The 19,050-nt window shown below is 37.6% G+C and carries 16 protein-coding genes; 6 read left to right on the forward strand and 10 right to left on the reverse strand.

Annotated elements, in window-relative coordinates:
- Nucleotides 1–239: 239 nt before the first annotated feature.
- From ilvA to DRF59_RS17205, 8 genes are all read right to left on the reverse strand, one after another.
- Nucleotides 240–1,502, reverse strand: a complete 1,263-nt coding sequence (gene ilvA, locus DRF59_RS17170) for a threonine ammonia-lyase IlvA (protein ID WP_115963061.1) — start codon at nt 1,500–1,502, stop codon at nt 240–242.
- A 10-nt stretch (nt 1,503–1,512) separates the two neighbouring features.
- A complete protein-coding gene (ilvC, locus tag DRF59_RS17175; protein ID WP_115963064.1) occupies nt 1,513–2,559 on the reverse strand; it encodes a ketol-acid reductoisomerase in 1,047 nt (348 codons plus the stop codon).
- A gap of 44 nt (nt 2,560–2,603) precedes the next feature.
- A complete protein-coding gene (locus tag DRF59_RS17180) occupies nt 2,604–2,885 on the reverse strand; it encodes an ACT domain-containing protein (protein ID WP_002980829.1) in 282 nt (93 codons plus the stop codon).
- A gap of 11 nt (nt 2,886–2,896) precedes the next feature.
- A complete protein-coding gene (gene ilvB, locus DRF59_RS17185; RefSeq protein ID WP_115963067.1) occupies nt 2,897–4,621 on the reverse strand; it encodes a biosynthetic-type acetolactate synthase large subunit in 1,725 nt (574 codons plus the stop codon).
- Between the two features lie 7 nt (nt 4,622–4,628).
- The gene (gene ilvD, locus DRF59_RS17190; RefSeq protein WP_115963070.1) at nt 4,629–6,311 is read right to left on the reverse strand and encodes a dihydroxy-acid dehydratase; all 1,683 of its coding nucleotides are present in this window, start codon (nt 6,309–6,311) and stop codon (nt 4,629–4,631) included.
- 179 nt (nt 6,312–6,490) lie between these two features.
- Nucleotides 6,491–7,363, reverse strand: a complete 873-nt coding sequence (ilvE, locus tag DRF59_RS17195; RefSeq protein ID WP_115963073.1) for a branched-chain-amino-acid transaminase — start codon at nt 7,361–7,363, stop codon at nt 6,491–6,493.
- Between the two features lie 370 nt (nt 7,364–7,733).
- Nucleotides 7,734–8,504, reverse strand: coding sequence for a dihydropteroate synthase (gene folP, locus DRF59_RS17200; RefSeq protein WP_185144932.1), 771 nt, complete (start codon nt 8,502–8,504; stop codon nt 7,734–7,736).
- A gap of 287 nt (nt 8,505–8,791) precedes the next feature.
- Nucleotides 8,792–10,813 carry a hypothetical protein gene (locus DRF59_RS17205; RefSeq protein WP_115963079.1) on the reverse strand — a complete coding sequence of 674 codons (2,022 nt, stop codon included), beginning with the start codon at nt 10,811–10,813 and terminating at the stop codon, nt 8,792–8,794.
- A gap of 243 nt (nt 10,814–11,056) precedes the next feature.
- On the opposite strand from DRF59_RS17205, the gene DRF59_RS17210 reads away from it, so the two are divergent.
- From DRF59_RS17210 to tpiA, 6 genes are all read left to right on the forward strand, one after another.
- Nucleotides 11,057–11,623: a DUF1599 domain-containing protein gene (locus DRF59_RS17210; protein ID WP_115963082.1), complete on the forward strand. Its 567-nt coding sequence runs from the start codon at nt 11,057–11,059 to the stop codon at nt 11,621–11,623.
- Nucleotide 11,624: 1 nt separating this feature from the next.
- Nucleotides 11,625–12,734, forward strand: coding sequence for a BT_3928 family protein (locus DRF59_RS17215; protein WP_115963085.1), 1,110 nt, complete (start codon nt 11,625–11,627; stop codon nt 12,732–12,734).
- A gap of 14 nt (nt 12,735–12,748) precedes the next feature.
- Nucleotides 12,749–13,429 carry a DUF6058 family natural product biosynthesis protein gene (locus tag DRF59_RS17220; RefSeq protein WP_115963088.1) on the forward strand — a complete coding sequence of 227 codons (681 nt, stop codon included), beginning with the start codon at nt 12,749–12,751 and terminating at the stop codon, nt 13,427–13,429.
- 3 nt (nt 13,430–13,432) lie between these two features.
- The gene (locus DRF59_RS17225; RefSeq protein ID WP_115963091.1) at nt 13,433–13,780 is read left to right on the forward strand and encodes a tellurite resistance TerB family protein; all 348 of its coding nucleotides are present in this window, start codon (nt 13,433–13,435) and stop codon (nt 13,778–13,780) included.
- Between the two features lie 34 nt (nt 13,781–13,814).
- On the forward strand, nt 13,815–15,941 hold the full coding sequence (locus tag DRF59_RS17230) for a S9 family peptidase (protein ID WP_115963094.1): 2,127 nt from the start codon (nt 13,815–13,817) through the stop codon (nt 15,939–15,941).
- Nucleotides 15,942–16,016: 75 nt separating this feature from the next.
- Nucleotides 16,017–16,775, forward strand: coding sequence for a triose-phosphate isomerase (gene tpiA, locus DRF59_RS17235; RefSeq protein ID WP_002980856.1), 759 nt, complete (start codon nt 16,017–16,019; stop codon nt 16,773–16,775).
- 67 nt (nt 16,776–16,842) lie between these two features.
- Here tpiA and DRF59_RS17240 read toward each other — a convergent pair whose 3' ends face one another.
- Together DRF59_RS17240 and clpP are read right to left on the reverse strand one after the other, a co-directional pair.
- Nucleotides 16,843–18,105 carry an esterase-like activity of phytase family protein gene (locus tag DRF59_RS17240; protein ID WP_115963097.1) on the reverse strand — a complete coding sequence of 421 codons (1,263 nt, stop codon included), beginning with the start codon at nt 18,103–18,105 and terminating at the stop codon, nt 16,843–16,845.
- A 234-nt stretch (nt 18,106–18,339) separates the two neighbouring features.
- Nucleotides 18,340–19,026 carry an ATP-dependent Clp endopeptidase proteolytic subunit ClpP gene (gene clpP, locus DRF59_RS17245; RefSeq protein ID WP_115963100.1) on the reverse strand — a complete coding sequence of 229 codons (687 nt, stop codon included), beginning with the start codon at nt 19,024–19,026 and terminating at the stop codon, nt 18,340–18,342.
- Nucleotides 19,027–19,050: the final 24 nt, after the last annotated feature.

The following is a 19,050-nucleotide window of genomic DNA, read 5'->3' on the forward strand; positions in this document are numbered from 1 at the left end:
CTCTAAAAACTCTAAACTCGTGCGGAACAGTCTATATTGAGAATCACAGATTGTCCCGCACTCAAACAATAGAGTTTTTTAACGTTCACAGAATTCATTTTCTTAACGCTTTAGTTTCTTATGTCATTTAACATTGTCAAAAAAACAAAAGCTTCACGGATCGTGAAGCTTTTTCATTTCATCGTTGTGTTTTTAGAATCTGATTGAATGCGAAATAATTTAATATTGAATATGATCTTTTAAATAAGCAGGTTCATCAGCGCAGGGTCATTGTTCAGATAGTTAACAAAAAAATCATATTCCTTCATCTTGCTCATCAAAGGAGGAAAATCACTGTTTTTTTTCAAGGCAATTCCCACAACTGCAATTCCTTTTTCTTTGGAATTTTTCTGGGTGTATTCAAAATAGGTAATATCATCATCCGGTCCCAGCACATCCATTACAAAAGTTTTCAATGCTCCGGGACGCTGCGGAAACCTTACAAGAAAATAATGCTTTAATCCTGCATGAAGCAAAGCTTTCTCCTTGATTTCTTCCATACGCGTGATATCATTGTTGCTTCCGCTGATAATGCACACTATATTTTTACCTTTTATCTCTTCTTTATATTTGTCAAGTGCCGCTACTGAAAGCGCTCCGGCCGGCTCTACCACGATGGCATCTTTATTATACAGTGACAATATGGTTTCACAGACCAGTCCTTCGTCTACCGTAGCCATATCATGCAGGATATTTTTACAACGTTCAAAAGTGATTTCTCCTACCTGCTGTACAGCTGCCCCGTCTACAAAACGGCTGATCTTTTCAAGAAGAACAGGTTTACCCTTTTCCAGGGCTTTTTTCATGCTCGCAGCCGCTGAAGGTTCTACGCCAATAATTTTTGTTTGAGGAGACAAATGCTGAAATACAGTACATATTCCTGCCGCCAGTCCACCTCCGCCAATCGGAACAAAAAGATAATCAACCATACCTTCTGCCTGTTCCAGGATTTCCAGCGCTGTTGTGGCCTGGCCTTCAATAATCGCCGGGTCATCAAAAGGATGAATAAATACACTGTTATGCTCTTTGCAGAACCTCATCGCAGCATCTTTAGATTCATCGAATGTGTCTCCAAATAAAATAACATCGATGTATTCTCCACCGAACATCTTTACCTGTTCGAGCTTTTGTCCTGGTGTTGGCAGAGGCATAAAAATCGTTCCTTTCACCTTCATGGTATGGCATGCAAAGGCCACTCCCTGCGCATGGTTTCCGGCACTGGCGCAAACGACCCCTCCGGACAGTTCTTCCTGTGACATGGTGGCCATTTTATTGTATGCACCCCTTATTTTATAGGATCTTACTCTTTGCAGGTCTTCTCTTTTAAAGCTGATGCTTGCTTCATAAATGGCTGACAAATTATTATTGACAGCCAAAGGTGTTTTTACCACTACATCTTTTAATCGTTCCTCCGCTTTATAGACATGCTCTAAAACGGAGGAACTTACTTCCTCTTTCATCATCTTTAAGTAATTAATTGTTTTCGGGTCTCAGGCTGCGCACTGTCTTACCGGCTTTCCACATTTCACTTTCCCTCAGCTCAGTAAGTTCTGCTTCCAGCTTTTCACGATAATCCGGTTTGCTGTTGCTGTCAATCGAGCGTTGTGCCTCATTTCCTTTAGCTACATTGTCATACAGTTCTTCAAACAAAGGCGAAGTAGCATCTCTGAAACGCTTCCACCAGTCTAAAGCACCTCTCTGAGCGGTTGTGCTGCAGTTGGCATACATCCAGTCCATTCCGTTTTCTGCCACTAAAGGCATTAATGACTGTGTTAATTCTTCTACGGTTTCGTTAAAAGCTTCCGAAGGGCTGTGTCCATTTTTTCTCAATACATCGTACTGAGCGGCAAATATTCCCTGTACAGCTCCCATCAATGTGCCCCGTTCTCCGGCAAGATCACTGTATACTTCTTTTTTAAAGTCGGTTTCAAACAGATATCCGCTTCCTATTGCAATTCCCAATGCTGTTACTCTTTCTTTGGCTTTTCCTGTGGCATCCTGATATACGGCAAAACTGCTGTTCAGACCTCTGTCCTGCAGAAACATTCTTCTCAATGATGTTCCTGAACCTTTTGGTGCTACCAGAAAGACATCCACATCAGCCGGAGGAACAATTCCTGTACGCTCATTGAATGTAATACCAAAACCATGTGAAAAATACAGCGCTTTTCCAGGGGTAAGATGCTGTTTTACTTTTGGCCAGTATTCAATCTGTGCGGCATCACTCAGAAGATAGCAGATAATGGTACCTTTTTCCAGTGCTTCTTCGATTTCAAATAATGTTTCTCCCGGTACAAACCCGTCCGCTACTGCTTTATCCCATGATTTGGAGTTTTTTCTCTGCCCAACAATGACATTAATTCCGTTATCTTTCTGGTTCAACGCCTGTCCTGGTCCCTGTACTCCATATCCAATGACTGCCACAACTTCGTTTTTTAATACTTCCTGAGCTTTTTCCAACGGAAATTCTTCTCTTGTTACTACATTCTCCTCTACTCCTCCAAAATTCAATTTTGCCATTTTTTTTGATTTTATTTATTACTTTATGATGTTAATTTCTGAGCTTAGCTAGCGTGTTCTACTGCCGTCAGGTAAGGATTTCTATGATAATGCACTTCCAGAACGTCAACCTGTTTTTCCATCTGTCTGCTGATTTTCTGGACAGAATCTTCCGTTTCCCTGATCACGATGACAAACTTTTTTACTTTTTCCATTTCCGAAGGGCCTACATTAAAGGTCACCATAGAAATTCTCCTTCTCGAAAAAATAGCATTGATGCGGCTGATCAATCCTAAATAATCTTCTGTATACGCTGTAATGGTATATTCTTTATGATCCGTTTTCATCTTTTTTATTTTTAAACTTTATTATTTAATACAATTTCCGAAACACTTTTCCCCTGGGGAATCATCGGAAATACATTGTGTTCTTTTCCTGTCATCACTTCAAGAAGAAAAGCTCCTTCATGATCAAGCATTTCACGGAGTGCCCACTTCAGATCTTCTCTTTCAGACACCCTGTTTCCCTGAATATTGTATCCTTTTGCCACCTGAACAAAATCAGGGCTCTGAATATCTACTGAAGAATACCTTTCTTCATGAAACAATTCCTGCCACTGTCTCACCATTCCCAGATAGCAATTATTAAGAATTAAAATTTTCACCTCCGGATGATACTGCATAATAGTTCCCAGCTCCTGGATATTCATCTGTGCTCCGCCATCACCCATCACTGCAATAACAGGCCGGCCGGTTTCCGCATAGGATGCTCCTATCGCAGCGGGAAGACAGAACCCCATCGTTCCCAGCCCTCCACTTGTCACATTGGTTCTGGAATGTTTGAAGTGAGAGTAGCGGCATGTTGCCATCTGATGCTGTCCTACGTCTGTCACAATTATAGCTTCACCTTGCGTCATTTCATTCAGATAACGGATCACTTCTCCCATGGTAATCTCACCTTCATCGGGATAAAGCTCTGTATGAATCAGGTTGGTATTTTCCACTTCATGGCATTTTTTAAATCTTTCATGCCAGGCATGATGTTCTCTTTTTACAACCCTTTCCGTAAGAAGGGGAAGAGTATGTTTGCAGTTACCAAGAACCGGGACATCAACTTTTACGTTTTTATTGATCTCTGCTTTATCAATATCCAGATGAATAATTTTTGCCTGTTTTGCATACTGATCCAGTCTTCCTGTTACACGGTCGTCGAAACGCATTCCTACAGCAATCAGAACATCACATTCGTTGGTTAATATATTGGGACCATAGTTTCCATGCATTCCTACCATTCCTACAGCCTGCGGATGGTTTGTTGGAATGGCGCTCATTCCTAAAACGGTCCATGCTACAGGAACTCCTGATTTTTCAGCAAATTGTAAAAATTCTTTTTCAGCTTTCCCCAGCATAATTCCCTGTCCTGCAATGATAAATGGCCTTTCAGCTTCATTAATTAACGATATTGCCTTTTCAATACTTTCAAAACATGGTTCAGGATCCGGTTTATAGCTTCTCAATGAATGGCATGGAGCATATCCTTTATAATCAACAGACTGAAGCTGGGCATTTTTAGTCACATCAATCAATACAGGACCGGGACGCCCTGACTTGGCAATGTAAAATGCTTTTGCCAATACTTCGGAAAGCTCGTTGGCATCAGTAACCTGATAATTCCATTTGGTAACAGGACTTGTAACGTTCATCACATCTATTTCCTGAAAGGCATCGGTTCCCAGAAGGTGTTCAAAAACCTGTCCTGTAATACAGACCAAAGGAGTGTTATCCAGCAGCGCATCTGCTAATCCTGTTACGAGATTGGTTGCTCCGGGTCCGCTGGTTGCCAGCACCACCCCTACTTCTCCTGATACTCTGGCCAGTCCCTGTGCCGCATGTACTGCTGCCTGTTCGTGACGCACAAGAATATGTTTCAGTGTTTCCTTATAATCGTAAAGGGCATCATAAATAGGAATAATAGCTCCACCCGGATATCCGAAAACGGTTTTTACGCCTTCCTGCAGAAACGCCTCAAGAATGATCCGGCTTCCGGTAAGTTGTATTTCTGTTGATAAATTCAGGTTTTCCATATACTTTTTATTGAGTGATTTCGTCCGTTACACAGCCTTCTGCAGCCGATGATACTGTTAATGCATATTTATAAAGCAATCCTTTCTGTACTTTAAGAGGAGGTTTTTGCCACCCTTTTTTTCTTCTTTCTATTTCTTCTTCTGAAACTTTGAGCTGTATGGTATTGTTTACCGCATCTATTTCGATCAGGTCATCATTGTGTACAAAAGCAATCAGGCCTCCTTCATGGGCTTCCGGTGTGATGTGTCCTACGACAAAACCATGGGTTCCTCCACTGAAACGTCCGTCCGTGATTAAAGCAACACTGCTTCCCAGGCCGGCTCCGATCAATGCACTTGTAGGCTTCAGCATTTCAGGCATTCCGGGAGCTCCTTTCGGGCCTTCATGGCGGATGACAATGACATCACCGTGCTGCACTGTTCCATCCTGAATTCCCCTGATCAGATTTTTTTCACCATCAAATACACGTGCTTTTCCTACAAAGCGTTCACCTTCTTTTCCTGTAATTTTGGCGACACTTCCCTTTTCTGCAAGATTGCCATACAATATTCTCAGGTGTCCGGTAGCTTTTACAGGTTCTGAAAGTGGCTTTATAATTTTCTGAGTATTAAAATCCAATCCCGGAACATCTTCCAGATTTTCGGCTACTGTTTTTCCGGTAACGGTAAGGCAGTCTCCATGCAGTAATCCCTGTTCCAGCAAATATTTCATCACCGCCGGAGTTCCTCCGTGTTCATGCAGATCCTGCATCAGGTATTTTCCACTCGGCTTCAGGTCTGCCAATACCGGAGTCTGGTCGCTCATCTTCTGGAAATCATCCTGAGTAAGCGGAACGCCCACACTTTTTGCCATAGCTATAAAGTGCAGAACTGCGTTTGTACTTCCTCCCAAAATAACGATAAGGCGAAGTGCATTTTCAAATGCTTTACGGGTCATGATATCGGAAGGTTTAATGTCTTTTTCCAGTAATACTTTCAGGTATCTTCCCGCCTCAAGACATTCTTGTTGTTTTTCTTTGCTTAAAGCCGGATTGGAAGAGGAATACGGAAGACTCATTCCTAATGCTTCTATGGCAGAAGCCATTGTATTGGCGGTATACATCCCTCCACATGCCCCAGCTCCGGGACAGGAGTTTTTCACCACACCATCGAAATCTTCTTCAGTGATTTCTCCTGCAATTTTTTTCCCCAAGGCTTCGAAAGCAGAAACGATGTTAAGCGCTTCCCCTTTGTAACAGCCTGGAGCAATAGTTCCTCCGTATACCATGATGGAGGGTCTGTTCAGCCTTCCCATTGCGATTATGGTTCCTGGCATATTTTTGTCGCAGCCTGGCAGAGCGATCAGTCCGTCGTAGTACTGTGCGCCACAGATCGCTTCTATACTATCTGCAATCACATCACGACTTACCAGGGAATACCTCATTCCGTCTGTTCCGTTGCTCATTCCGTCACTTACGCCGATGGTATTAAAAATCAGTCCGGCCAATCCGTGTTCCCATGTTCCTTTTTTTACCACCTGAGCCAGGTCATTAAGGTGCATATTGCAGGTATTTCCGTCATAGCCCATACTGGCAATTCCTACCTGAGCCTTGTGCATATCTTCTTCTGTAAATCCTATCCCGTACAACATAGCTTTGGCGGCGGGCTGTTCACTGTTTTGAGTGAATGTTTTTGAATATTTATTTAACATATTTATCCTGCATTTTCTGTTCTTTTCTTCTATTTAAATTGAAGTTCTTTACTAAATTTTGATTCAAAACTACATTTTGTAATATTCTTTTCATTTTCAGTTATCTAAAAATTACAATATTCAATGGTTTAGAAAACATATTTAAACAATTGAATACCAACAATTTAAATTTTAAAAATTTACAATGACAGAACTCTTACCAATTTTAAATATGCCTGCTGCACTCTTCCGCTTGCCGTATCTTCCCAGTTTCTGGTAAAAGGAACATCATCAAGTGAGTCCAGAGCCACAATTTCTGCTGCTGTTCCACAGAAAAAACCGGCATCTGCACCACGCATTTCCTCTGGTTTAAAGAATGTTTCTTTTACCGGAATATCAAGCTCATTACAAATCTCCATAACGGTTTGTCTTGTAATTCCCGGAAGGATACTTCCTTTAGCCGGTGTAAACAGAACTCCGTCCTTTTCGTAAAAAATGTTGGCACCTGAACTTTCGGCAACATTTCCGTTTTCATCCAATACCAGCGCTTCATCATAGCCTTTGTCCTTGGCATCCTGGCAGGCTAATATTGAGTTTACATAATGTCCTCCTACTTTAGCCTCAACCTTGAAAGCCTTAGGATTAGGACGTTGAAAAGGGGAAGTCATGATTTTCATTTTATCTGCCAGGTATCCGTTATTCCATTCCCAGGCAAGAAGTGACAGGTAAGATTTCTGTCCTTTTGAAAGTGACATATTGGGAGAGCACGTAACCAATGGACGGATATAAGCATCAGTAAAGCCATTGCGTTCCAGAAGCTCATAAGTAAGATCTGTAAGCTGATCTACAGAATAATCGAAGGGAATGTGCATCAGTTCTGCTGATCTTTTCAGTCTCTCATAATGTTCTTTTGCCTTGAAAATCCTGGTTCCGTGATCTGTCTTGTAAGATTTGATTCCTTCAAAAACAGAATAGCCATAGTGTAAGGATTGTCCGTAAAGATCTGTTCCGGCATCTTTCGCTTTCATAAATTTTCCGTCAAAATAGATGGTTGTGTCGTCGTTGTAATACATGTTATAGAGATTAAAAAATTAACAAATGGGAATAAAAAAAGCCCTCTCACGCTGTGAGAGGGCTCAATATATGTACAGTCATACACCTTCCTTCTCACAGTCGCAAGGGAATAATAATAATGACGATAATAATTACTGATAATAACTGATACATACTCTGTATTCTATAAAAATTAAAAACAAAAAAGCCGTTTCATATTTGAAACGGCCTATATATAATTTAAATTAAAATCTGTCTAAAATGCCGTTTCCTTACTGTTGTTAATGACAACAGCAATAATAGAAATGACAATAATATTTTCTTGATTCGTAAAATTCATACTGCAAATGTATAAACTTTTTAATAACTCACAAGTTTTTTTGACACTTTTTATTTTCTTTGTAAAAAACGGGTCACCGTTTCCTTTGCCTGAGCGACATCATGAACTCTTACAATCTTTGCTCCCTGCTCCAGCACCTTCATGTGAAGTTTCTGGGTTTCTTCATTGATATCCAAAGGGGATTTACCAAGAGGCTTATAAATAAATGACTTTCTGGAAATACCTATCAACAAAGGGAATCTTCCAAATCCGAGATATTCAACTTCGTCAATCATTTTCATCTGGTCTTCTACTGTTTTTCCGAAACCAAAACCGGGATCAAGAATGATATCGTTCACTCCTTTTTCTAAAAGCTCTTTTGTTTTTTGAGAAAAATACCGGTTAACTTCCAGCGTAATATCTTCAAACCTGATTTTATCATGCATGGTTTCATAAGACGGATTCACATGCATCAGGATGTAAGGAAGCTTTGTCTGAGCTGCGGTATCAAACATTTCTGCATCATACTGTCCACCGGAAATATCATTGATCAGGTCAATTCCTTCATTAAAGCCGAATTTCACCGTTTCTGCATAAAAAGTATCCAGGGAAATCAGGGCTTCCGGAAACTCTTTTTTAATCAGATGAATTATATTTCCAATCCTGTTTATTTCCTCTTTACTGCTTAAATATTCAGCATTCGGACGGGTTGACTGTGGGCCGATATCAATAATTTCCGCACCTTCCGAGAGAAGTTTTTCTGCCTGCCTCAGCGCCGATTTTTCATTATTAAATTTTCCTCCATCAGAAAACGAATCAGGAGTCAGATTGAGAATACCCATGATTTTTGGCACGTCAAGCTGTATCAGACGACCGTTACAGTTGAGTGAATAAATATCAGGTTGAGGTTCGGGAATTTGAGAATTTGAAAGCATGAGATTTATAATCTATAAAACTATTTTTGTATATTACAAAATTACGAAGTAAGTAATTTAATCAATGTAGAACAAATATATTATAATTAATATATACGCCCAATTTCATTCAACAACATTGTAAAAGTCCTTAAAAGACATTGGATATAATAAGCTTATATTTAACTGGTTATCAATCAGCATGACCATAATATCTAGTCAAAATTAGTTTCAGAGTTATTATATGTACTTACTTTTGTCGCTGCTTCAGGGGTTAGAAGGATATAGCCTGCAGCCGAAGTATTGTTTTTTATAGACAATATATTATGGCTGATCATTCCTGAGATTAGCCTGTCATTATTGTTCGAAACCATAATAACAGGCTCAGATTCTGAGGTTTTTAATATACAGTTATTGATCGTAAAAAATTGGGCATTATCAATATAAAGTCCCTGATAGGATTTTACATGATCTATAAAAACATGATATCCGTTGATGCGCGTTCTTCCGATATCACCTCCTGAAATACAAATCTTAGATCCTGCTACAGTATAAGGTAGGCTTAATGCTCCATTAATATTTGAGTTTTTGATAACAACATCTGAGCTATTACTGTTATAGAAAAAATTAGAAATAATTGTAGAGTTTTCTAAAATCATCTGTTTGTAATGAGTGATAGTATTAAAATAATAAAAAGAAGATTCCTTAATTGAAATCTTATTAAATTGAATTGAAACTGGTGATTGGAATTCGATTTTAGAAGTTAGAGCATTAATTTTTGACAGATTAACTTCGCCCGTTCCCCAAAATAACAGATTACCTTCTTCAATGATTCCTTCATTAAGTACAAATTTACTTTCTAAAGGATACTGATCTTTAGCAAACTCCATAATCCCATGAAATACAGACTGATCCTGAAAAGCACCTCTAATATAAAGGTTATTTACAGTAATTTTGTTATTGTTATTGTAACTTGCTCTTATCCCTTTTTTCAACAATACTTTATTTACATTTGTTTTAATCTGCAAATTATCAATATATAATTCTGTGTTAAAAGTTTGGAGAGCAGAGCTGTCAAAATTGAGATCTCGACTACTTCTATTACTGATATCTATACTTAAATTACTGATATAAGCATTTCCGGTAGCTTCAAACCACATACCTCCACTAGGATTATTTGATTCAAATTTGTCAGAATCATTGGATATATAAATGCAGTTTCCAAAGAATTTAGTATTTCTGTCAGAACAAACTGCGGAAGCACCATAATTTTCAACTTTTATATTTTCAATATAATATTCACCAAAAGATACAATAGCACCATACCCCCATTGTATCATTCCTTTAGAATTAGCTCTGTTTCTTACGACAGGACTCTGATCAGAATTTACTTTTTCTAAAATTGTATCCCAAAGATAACCACAATTTTTCGTAGTTATATTTTTAATAAATGTTTTACCAGACTGTGTTTCACCATCATCAAATGAATGATAGACATGAAAAGGTTTCATTGAAATATTTTCAAAATCACTATCCTCAACGTTCACATTTCCATAAGAATAAAAAGTAATAGCTGATATCGCATGAATGTTTACAGCTCTTAATTTTTTTATACTGGCATTTGATTTTTTATCTCCTTGTATGAATAAAAAAACATCCACTAAATTTGGTATGATTGATGGTACAGAAGCATCTCCTGGCCCTTGGATCCATTTTTCAATATTTCCATTTTCATTTTTGTAAGTACCTCTACCTCCATCAATAAAAATATTTTCAAATACTATGTTTTTTTTAACAGTAACTTTCCATCCACAATCTAAGTCATAGTTATTATTTAGCCGAAAATTAAAGTTGATAAAACTAAAATTATCAACCTCCTCAGTGATTCTATTAAGTAAATGATAGGTTAATGCATTACCATCAATGGTATATCCCATAGATGATATTTTCATCATTTTAGAGATAGCTAGACAATCATCATTAATCCCATCGCAAAAAGGATTGAAAATCTTCGCGTGCAATACTTTAGAGCTTCCCGTTACTCTTTTATAGTAAAAAGTTCCTTTTTTTCTATAAATAATATTATCTATTTTCGCATCTGTCATTGGAGATCCGTCTAGCCAAACCGTTGTCTTTTTAAAATTTACATTTTCATGTGAAAAACTGTCAATTAAGCTTACTACATTATCTGCTGGACTAGTATTCCCCGGTGAAAAAAAATCTTCAGTATAAATCATAAATTTTGTTTTTGGTATTATTATAAATTCTTGCAAGAGATTGTAAAACAAAAATAGATGAGCATGACGACAAATCCTGACGTATTAAATTAATATAATGTATTTTAAATTACTTTAAACATAAAAAGATAATTAGAGATATTGTTTATAAACCTTTTTCGAAAATACCAATTCTTCAAAAATCTATTCCTGATTTCCGTTACCTAAAACCTAATTCGTATATTTGGAAGATTAAGAAAATTTATGCTAAAAACGTCAGTACAATTCGAAAAAGTTATCAGTCAGTGCCGTGATCTTTTCAGTAAAAAGTTACAGGATTATGGTGCCGCATGGAGGGTGTTAAGGCCAAGTTCTATTACCGACCAGATTTATATCAAGGTAAACAGGATCCGTACCCTTCAGATGACTGATAAAAAAATGGTGGATGAAAGTGAAGAAGATGAATTTATTGCTATTGTCAACTATTCTATTATTGGCCTTATCCAGCTTGAAAAAGGCTATTCCAATGATTTCAATGAAAATAAGGAAGAGATTTTACTTCTTTATGATAAATATGCCAGCGAAGCCAAAGCATTGATGGAAAGAAAAAATCATGACTATGGTGAGGCATGGAGAGACATGAGAATCTCATCCATCACGGATCTGATTTACCAGAAGGTACTGAGAACAAAGCAAATTGAAGATAATCAGGGACAGACCATTGTTTCGGAAGGCCTTGATGCCAATTATTTTGATATGCTGAATTATGCTGTTTTCTGCCTGATTAAATTCTCTGAAAAAGAAAATCAATTCGAACCCAAAACTATTTAATATGATCAAAGGTTTATTACGCTTTATTATTGCGGTCATCTTCATCCTTTCCGGCTTTGTAAAAGCTGTAGATCTGGTAGGTTTCTCTTTCAAAATGGAGGAGTATTTCTCCCCTGCGGTTTTCAATATGCCCTTTTTTGAAAAATTTGCATTACTATTTTCAATTATAGTGGTAGTGCTGGAACTTTTCCTTGGATTTATGCTCCTGCTCAAATTAAAGCTCAAATTTACCTTATCAGCATTAATAGCCCTTTGTATTTTCTTCGGATTTCTCACCTTCTATTCTGCTTATTTCAATGTAGTAACGGATTGCGGCTGTTTTGGAGATGCTATTAAATTTACGCCATGGCAAAGTTTCTTTAAAGATGTAGCTCTACTGGCAGGTCTTATCATTCTGTTTATATCCTATAGAAAAGAATTTGGTAAAAAGGATTCCTATAGCAATACAGGAAAAGAGGCTTCAGGTAAGTTTAAATATTATATTTTAGGAACTTTCTCCTTGATTATGATTTACATTATGGCCAAGGGAATCATACATGAGCCAATCATTGATTTCCGCGATTATAAAATTGGAACCGACATTAAAGGAGAAAAGGAAAAAATAAATAAGAACCCTTCTGAATACAAAACATTCTATTCTCTTAAAAACCAGAAAACCGGTGAGGTTTTAAAGGTCAACCAGGATGATTATATCAAAGAAACAAAGTACTGGGAAGAGGGTTCTCCCTGGAAAATTGAGGAAGGAAAAAATGAATCCGTTCTGATAAAAGAAGGATACAAATCCGAAATTGTAAAATTTAAAATTGAAGATCCTGCAGGCATGGAGCTTACTGAAGAAATCATTAAGGCACCAAAAGCAATTCTGGTATTTTCCTATCATCCGAAAGACGTTCCGGCTGATCTTCTGCAAAAAGTGGAATCAAAAGTGAATAGTCAGAAAGGAGCTCTTATTTATGGCGTTTCAACAGATCAGAACACTTTTAAAACCATTAAAAATACAATGATGGACGGAACCGCAATAAAAACCATTGCACGCAGCAATCCTTTTGTTCTCGTTCTTGAAAACGGAAGAATTACAGACAAACAACCTGCAAAAGATTACGTTAATTAACCATATCAAAATTAATGGAACAAAATTTCAATTACATCAGGGAAAACTATATTACAGAGGAAGAATTATGTAATGAAACAGGCATTACAAAAGATGAACTGACCGTTCTTATTCAAAACAACCTGGTTCCGGAAGCTTCTTATGTTGTTACCCGGAATATTAAAATCACCTCTCCTCTTAATGATGCATTTCAGAATGAAATTACAGAAAAATACTTCAGTAAAAATTGTATCTCCCTGATCAGAAAGAACAAAGCATTGAAGGACCCTTCTCAATATAAAGAAGAATTCAGACAAAAGTTCGTTCAGAAACTGATGGAACATTCTGATAAAAATTTTGCTTACGGTAATATGTTCGTGAATAACATCCCCGAATCGGAAAAATTAAACGAAGCATTTGAAAGCGAATGGGAAGCTTATTGTGACGGGATATATGGGATCTGCACCCTGAACGCTACTGAAGAGGAAATTGTAAAAAAAGAAATCGCAGTAAAAAAATTAATACAATTCAATACAAAATATTCTGAAAAGACACTTTCCGGAGATGAATTAAACGAATTAATGAAATTGAATGAAGAATTCAATGAGGTTGCCCGGAAATTTGCTCCTTACCAGAGGGGTGTAAGCAGCAGAGGAAAATATCTTGATAAAATTTTAGAAAATAATAATCTGAATCATTTAGTAAAAAAATATTAAAACATGCAAAAATCAAATAAATCTATCGCCGGTTATCACTTATTAATGATCCTTTCTTCCGTAGACGGGGAATTTGCTCCTGAGGAGGGAATGCTTGTACAGCAATATCTGGCTGATGAATTTCCGTTCAGAATGAACCTTGATAATGAGCTGGAAACGCTTGCCCTTCTGCAGCCTGAAGAGTGGAAAGACCACTTTGAGTTCCACGCAAGATGTTTCCATGAAGATTCTACAGAAGAAGAACGTATAAAATTTGCCAGGTTTGCCAAATCACTTATTAAAGCTGATCATAAAGTAACAGAAGAGGAGCATACTTTTTATGTACTCCTAAAAAATTTATGGGGTCTATAGGCTAACAACACCTGTTTAAAAAATCATTAATACCATGAAAAAAATTTATTTAGGATTATTAGTAATGAGCGCATCTACATTTCAATCTCAAAAATTCCCGGATATGAAGGCTCCTGTTGCTGAAAAACAGGATCACATAAGGGAGATCCATGGTGATAAGGTTAATGATCCTTATTACTGGATGATTGATTATTTTAAAAAGGGGAAAGATTCCACTAAAGTTGTTGATTATCTGAAAGCTGAAAATATTTACTGGGAAGGCATGATGAAAGATACAGAGCCATTCAGGGAAAAGCTGTTTCAGGAAATGAAATCCAGAATCAAGGAAAAGGATGAGTCTGTACCTGTTTTCAAAAATGGTTATTACTATTACAGCAGGACAGAGGCCGGGAAACAATATTTCAAATACTGCAGAAAAAAAGGCAGTCTCGATGCTCCTGAGGAAATTCTTCTGGATGTAGACCAGCTTGCAGAAGGACATCCTTATTATGCAGCATCAGGGTTCAGCATCAGTCCCGATAACAACAAGATGATCTATGGAGTGGATGATGTTTCCAGAAGACAGTATAAATTGTTCCTGAAAGAACTTACAACAGGAAAAACAACAGATCTTGGAATTAAAAACACAACAGGATCAGCCGTATGGGCCAATGACAATAAAACAATCTTCTATACTTCAAAAAATCCTGAGACGCTGTTAACAGAAAAAATTTTCAGACATACCTTAGGAACTGATTCATCCAAAGATATTCCGGTGTATGAAGAAAAAGATAAAACCAATTATATCGGGGTAATGAAATCTAAGAACCAGAAGTTCATTATGATCGTTTCCCAGGCTACCACTTCTTCTGAAACAAGATATCTGGATGCTAATGATGCTAATGGAACCTTCAGGGTTTTTCAGCCGAGAATAAAGGATGTTTTGTATGATGTAACTCCGCTGGAGGATAAGTTCCTGATCACAACAAATAAAGATGCTTTAAACTTTAAAGTGGTAGAAACGCCTTTAGACAAAACTGAAGTTGCCAACTGGAAAGACTTTGTTCCGCACAGAAAGGATGTTCTGATGGAAGGGATCACTGAATTTAAAAACTATCTGGTATTCAGTGAAAGACAGAACGGGCTTTCCCAGCTGATGATCTATGACAGGAAAACGGGTAAAAAAGAATCCCTGAAATTTGATGAACCGGTGTATACGGTCTATTCTTCAGGCAATCCCGAATACAACACGGATAACTTCCGTTTTGGATATGCTTCAATGATTACACCGAGCTCACAATATGAACAGGACCTAAAAACCGGAAAGAGAATTCTGCTAAAACAGCAGGAAGTTCTGGGTGGTTACAACAAAGAAAATTATGTTACCGAAAGGCTTTTTGCTACAGCTAAAGACGGTACAAAAATTCCTGTTTCCATCGTTTACAAGAAAGGATTCAAAAAAGATGGCAACAGTCCTTTATTGTTATATGCTTACGGTTCTTACGGAAATTCAATAGATGCATCGTTTAACAGTAACCGGTTAAGTCTCTTAGACAGAGGCTTTGCTTATGCTATTGCACACATCCGCGGAGGGCAGGAAATGGGAAGGCAATGGTACGAAGACGGTAAGATGATGAAAAAGAAGAATACGTTTACCGATTTCATTGATGCCGGAGAATATCTGGTTAAAGAAAAATATACTTCTCCTAAACATCTGTATGCTCAGGGAGGAAGTGCCGGCGGACTTTTAATGGGTGCCGTGGCCAATATGAGACCTGATTTATGGAATGGGGTCATCTCACAGGTTCCGTTTGTGGATGTTATCAATACCATGCTTGATGAAAGCATCCCGTTAACAACCAATGAATATGATGAATGGGGTAATCCCAATAATAAAGATGCATACCTCTATATGAAATCCTACTCTCCCTATGAAAATATAGAAAAGAAAAATTATCCGAATCTTTTGGTCACTACAGGACTCCATGATTCACAGGTACAGTATTTTGAGCCTGCCAAATGGGTAGCAAAACTAAGAGATATGAAGACAGATAAAAATGTGCTGTTACTGAAAACAGATATGGATTACGGACATGGCGGTGCTTCCGGAAGATTTGATTACCTGAAGGATATTGCATTGGTATATGCATTCATGTTTAAACTGGAAGGGATTAATAAATAATAAAATATGCTCAGATTTAGAAACTCTGCAGATCCGGGCAAACAAATAAAATAAAAGTAATAAATCAATAAATTTATGAGAAGAAAAATAGTTGCAGGCAACTGGAAAATGAACAAAAATGTAATTGATGCACAACAATTAATGATTCAGTTACTAAGCTATAAAAACAACAATGCTACCAACTGTGAGGTTTGGATCGCTCCTCCTTCATTATATTTAATGATGGCTAAAGACATCTTTGAAAAGGATGAAATCGGAGTATTCTCTCAGGATATGAGTGAGCATGAAAGTGGTGCATACACAGGTGAGATTTCTGCAGATATGTTAGAATCTATTGATGCTACAGGTTCATTAATTGGACATTCCGAGAGAAGACAATATCATGGAGAAACAGATTCTCACTGTAACAGAAAAATCAAATTAGCTCTTGATAAAGGTCTTATTCCAGTTTACTGTAACGGAGAAACTCTTGAACAGAGAAAAGCAGGACAACACCTTGAAGTAGTAAAAAACCAGACTGAAGTAGCTCTTTTCACGCTTTCTGCCGAAGAGATAAAAAAGGTGGTTATTGCTTACGAACCGGTATGGGCTATCGGAACAGGAGAAACAGCAAGCCCGGAGCAGGCTCAGGAAATCCACGCACACATAAGAAATATTATTGCTGCAAAATACGGACAGGAAGTCGCTGATGAGGTTTCCATCCTGTACGGAGGATCAGTAAAACCGGACAATGCAAAAGAAATTTTTTCACAACCGGATATCGACGGTGGCCTGATTGGTGGAGCTGCTTTAAAATTAGAAGATTTCTCCAAGATTATTGAAGCGTTTAATTAATATTCATTTGAATCCAAATAAAAACGGCGGAAGTTACCTTCCGCCGTTTCTGTTAAAAAAAATCTAATTATTGAATATCGACTACATACATTGTTCCTTTGTCTACTTTTCCTGTTTTGGGAAGGGTTTTAACTTTAGGATTCCCATTTCCGTCATCTACCACTCCAAAATCATCATCATTGAAAACGGCCAGTTTATTATTACCCAAATAAACGATTCCCTCAAATTTATCATGTTCATATCCAAGCTTTGCAACAAGGTCAACAGCTAATGTTTTTGATACAGGCTTTATTCCGGCAGCGGTAATCTCATCCCAGGTATTCTGTTCCAGAGATTTATTATTAATTTTCATGCCGTCTGCTGCTGCAATATCAGTTCCGTTTACATCAGTTGCACCGGTTAAACTTATTCTGTATACTTTTTTTATTCCTCCCTGTGATCCGAAATTACCATCCCTTTCAATTACCAGGAATTCATTATTTCCGATTGCCGTGATATCGCATACTGAATCAGAAGCACCACCATCCTGTTTATATAAAAACTGCCTGGTCTGTCCTGTAATGATATCGAAGGTGACAATTCGTGTTAAGGTCTTGTTAATTGCCAGCGCCTTGGTTGGAACATACATCATAGATTGCATTGTCCCTACTAAAGTTCTTCCATCCGGTGTCATACAAAGTCCTTCCATTCCTCTGTTAGCTCTTCTTTTCGCTAGTACTGCAGGCAATTTTCGTGTCCCTGTGTTTACACCAATAGGGCTTATTCTTTCCATTTCTACTCCTTCAGCACTATAATGAACGATATGAGGGCCATATTCATCGGAAACCCAGAATGTCCCATCAGGTGCAGCAACAATGCTTTCACTGTCAAGACCGTATTTATCTGTACCCAGGACATTTCCAGAAGCATCATAAGCGATTTCACCTGTACTTCCCATTCCTTCCGGATTAGGTAATCCTGTTATCGGCTGACCGGCGGGGTTCTTTAATTTAATATATTTGATCACTTCTACATTTCCTTCAGCATTGATTTTAAAATGCATAATTGTAGGAGTGAAATTGGGCGCTAAAAACTTTTTGCCATTAAGAAAATCGGTGTTGGGGCCTCTGTCTGTAATGACATAAAATTCCCCTTTTCTTGAGGGATGAGCAGCTGCCCCGGAGCCAAACCCGCCATTGATCACATCTACTCCATTTACAGTTGCTAATTTTGAAAAAGGAAATTCCTGTGGAAGCCTGGAATAGTTAATATCCTGATGGTTGGAATTGTCATCATCCTTACATGATGCCAATGCTGTTAATACCCAAACAGATAATAGCAGTTTCTTCATATTTACTTTTATGGCTGCGAAAATATAAATTCATTGTAAATTGATCTTGAATATAACAATAACTGTATTTTAACAATACAACTGTTGTTGTTAAATTTATATAAACACTTTGGAATTTTATGATCAAAAAAGATCAGTACTAAATCGCGGTATCTATAAAGCCAGGTATTTAAAAGTAATGAATAAAAAAAAACGCACCGTTCGGTGCGTTTTTTTATTCTTAAATCAAATCAATTATTTTTTATCTGTTGATCTCTGTAAAACCTCATCTACCATTCCGTAGCCTTTAGCTTCCTCAGAAGTCATCCAGTAATCTCTGTCTGAAGATTTTTCTACCCATTCATAAGTTTGTCCTGAATGATGAGCAATGATCTCATAAAGTTCCTGCTTTAATTTCAGCATCTCTCTTAAATTGATCTCCATATCAGAAGCTACTCCCTGAGCACCTCCGGATGGCTGGTGAATCATTACTCTTGAATGTTTAAGCGCAGAACGTTTTCCTTTTTCACCTGCTACTAATAATACAGCCCCCATAGAAGCCGCCATACCAGTACAGATGGTTGCTACATCCGGTTTTATGATCTGCATGGTATCATAAATACCTAATCCTGCATATACACTACCTCCCGGAGAATTGATATAGATCTGAATATCTTTAGACGGATCTGCACTTTCCAGGAATAAAAGCTGTGCCGTAACGATGTTAGCCACCTGATCATCAATTCCGGTTCCCAAAAAGATAATCCTGTCCATCATTAACCGGGAAAAAACGTCCATTTGGGCAACGTTTAATCTTCTTTCTTCCATGATGTATGGTGTAAGATTCGTTGGACCATACATTCCCATATACTGATCGGTAACCAGACCGTTATTTCCTAAATGTTTTACAGAGAAATCTCTGAATTCCTTTTTAATGTCCATATTTCTATTATGTATTATTTAACA

It is taken from the genome of Chryseobacterium flavum (assembly GCF_003385595.1).
In the GTDB taxonomy this organism is placed as follows: domain Bacteria; phylum Bacteroidota; class Bacteroidia; order Flavobacteriales; family Weeksellaceae; genus Chryseobacterium; species Chryseobacterium flavum.

What these genes read in the sequence shown, in the direction of transcription:
- DRF59_RS17210 (WP_115963082.1), top strand. Translation starts at nt 11,057, where the DNA reads ATGCTAAAAACGTCAGTACAATTCGAAAAAGTTATCAGTCAGTGCCGT.
- clpP (WP_115963100.1), bottom strand. Translation starts at nt 19,026, where the DNA reads ATGGACATTAAAAAGGAATTCAGAGATTTCTCTGTAAAACATTTAGGA.
- DRF59_RS17220 (WP_115963088.1), top strand. Translation starts at nt 12,749, where the DNA reads ATGGAACAAAATTTCAATTACATCAGGGAAAACTATATTACAGAGGAA.
- DRF59_RS17230 (WP_115963094.1), top strand. Translation starts at nt 13,815, where the DNA reads ATGAAAAAAATTTATTTAGGATTATTAGTAATGAGCGCATCTACATTT.
- folP (WP_185144932.1), bottom strand. Translation starts at nt 8,504, where the DNA reads ATGGGTATTCTCAATCTGACTCCTGATTCGTTTTCTGATGGAGGAAAA.
- ilvC (WP_115963064.1), bottom strand. Translation starts at nt 2,559, where the DNA reads ATGGCAAAATTGAATTTTGGAGGAGTAGAGGAGAATGTAGTAACAAGA.
- DRF59_RS17215 (WP_115963085.1), top strand. Translation starts at nt 11,625, where the DNA reads ATGATCAAAGGTTTATTACGCTTTATTATTGCGGTCATCTTCATCCTT.
- ilvA (WP_115963061.1), bottom strand. Translation starts at nt 1,502, where the DNA reads ATGATGAAAGAGGAAGTAAGTTCCTCCGTTTTAGAGCATGTCTATAAA.
- DRF59_RS17225 (WP_115963091.1), top strand. Translation starts at nt 13,433, where the DNA reads ATGCAAAAATCAAATAAATCTATCGCCGGTTATCACTTATTAATGATC.
- ilvE (WP_115963073.1), bottom strand. Translation starts at nt 7,363, where the DNA reads ATGTATTACAACGACGACACAACCATCTATTTTGACGGAAAATTTATG.
- DRF59_RS17205 (WP_115963079.1), bottom strand. Translation starts at nt 10,813, where the DNA reads ATGATTTATACTGAAGATTTTTTTTCACCGGGGAATACTAGTCCAGCA.
- DRF59_RS17240 (WP_115963097.1), bottom strand. Translation starts at nt 18,105, where the DNA reads ATGAAGAAACTGCTATTATCTGTTTGGGTATTAACAGCATTGGCATCA.
- ilvD (WP_115963070.1), bottom strand. Translation starts at nt 6,311, where the DNA reads ATGTTAAATAAATATTCAAAAACATTCACTCAAAACAGTGAACAGCCC.
- DRF59_RS17180 (WP_002980829.1), bottom strand. Translation starts at nt 2,885, where the DNA reads ATGAAAACGGATCATAAAGAATATACCATTACAGCGTATACAGAAGAT.
- tpiA (WP_002980856.1), top strand. Translation starts at nt 16,017, where the DNA reads ATGAGAAGAAAAATAGTTGCAGGCAACTGGAAAATGAACAAAAATGTA.
- ilvB (WP_115963067.1), bottom strand. Translation starts at nt 4,621, where the DNA reads ATGGAAAACCTGAATTTATCAACAGAAATACAACTTACCGGAAGCCGG.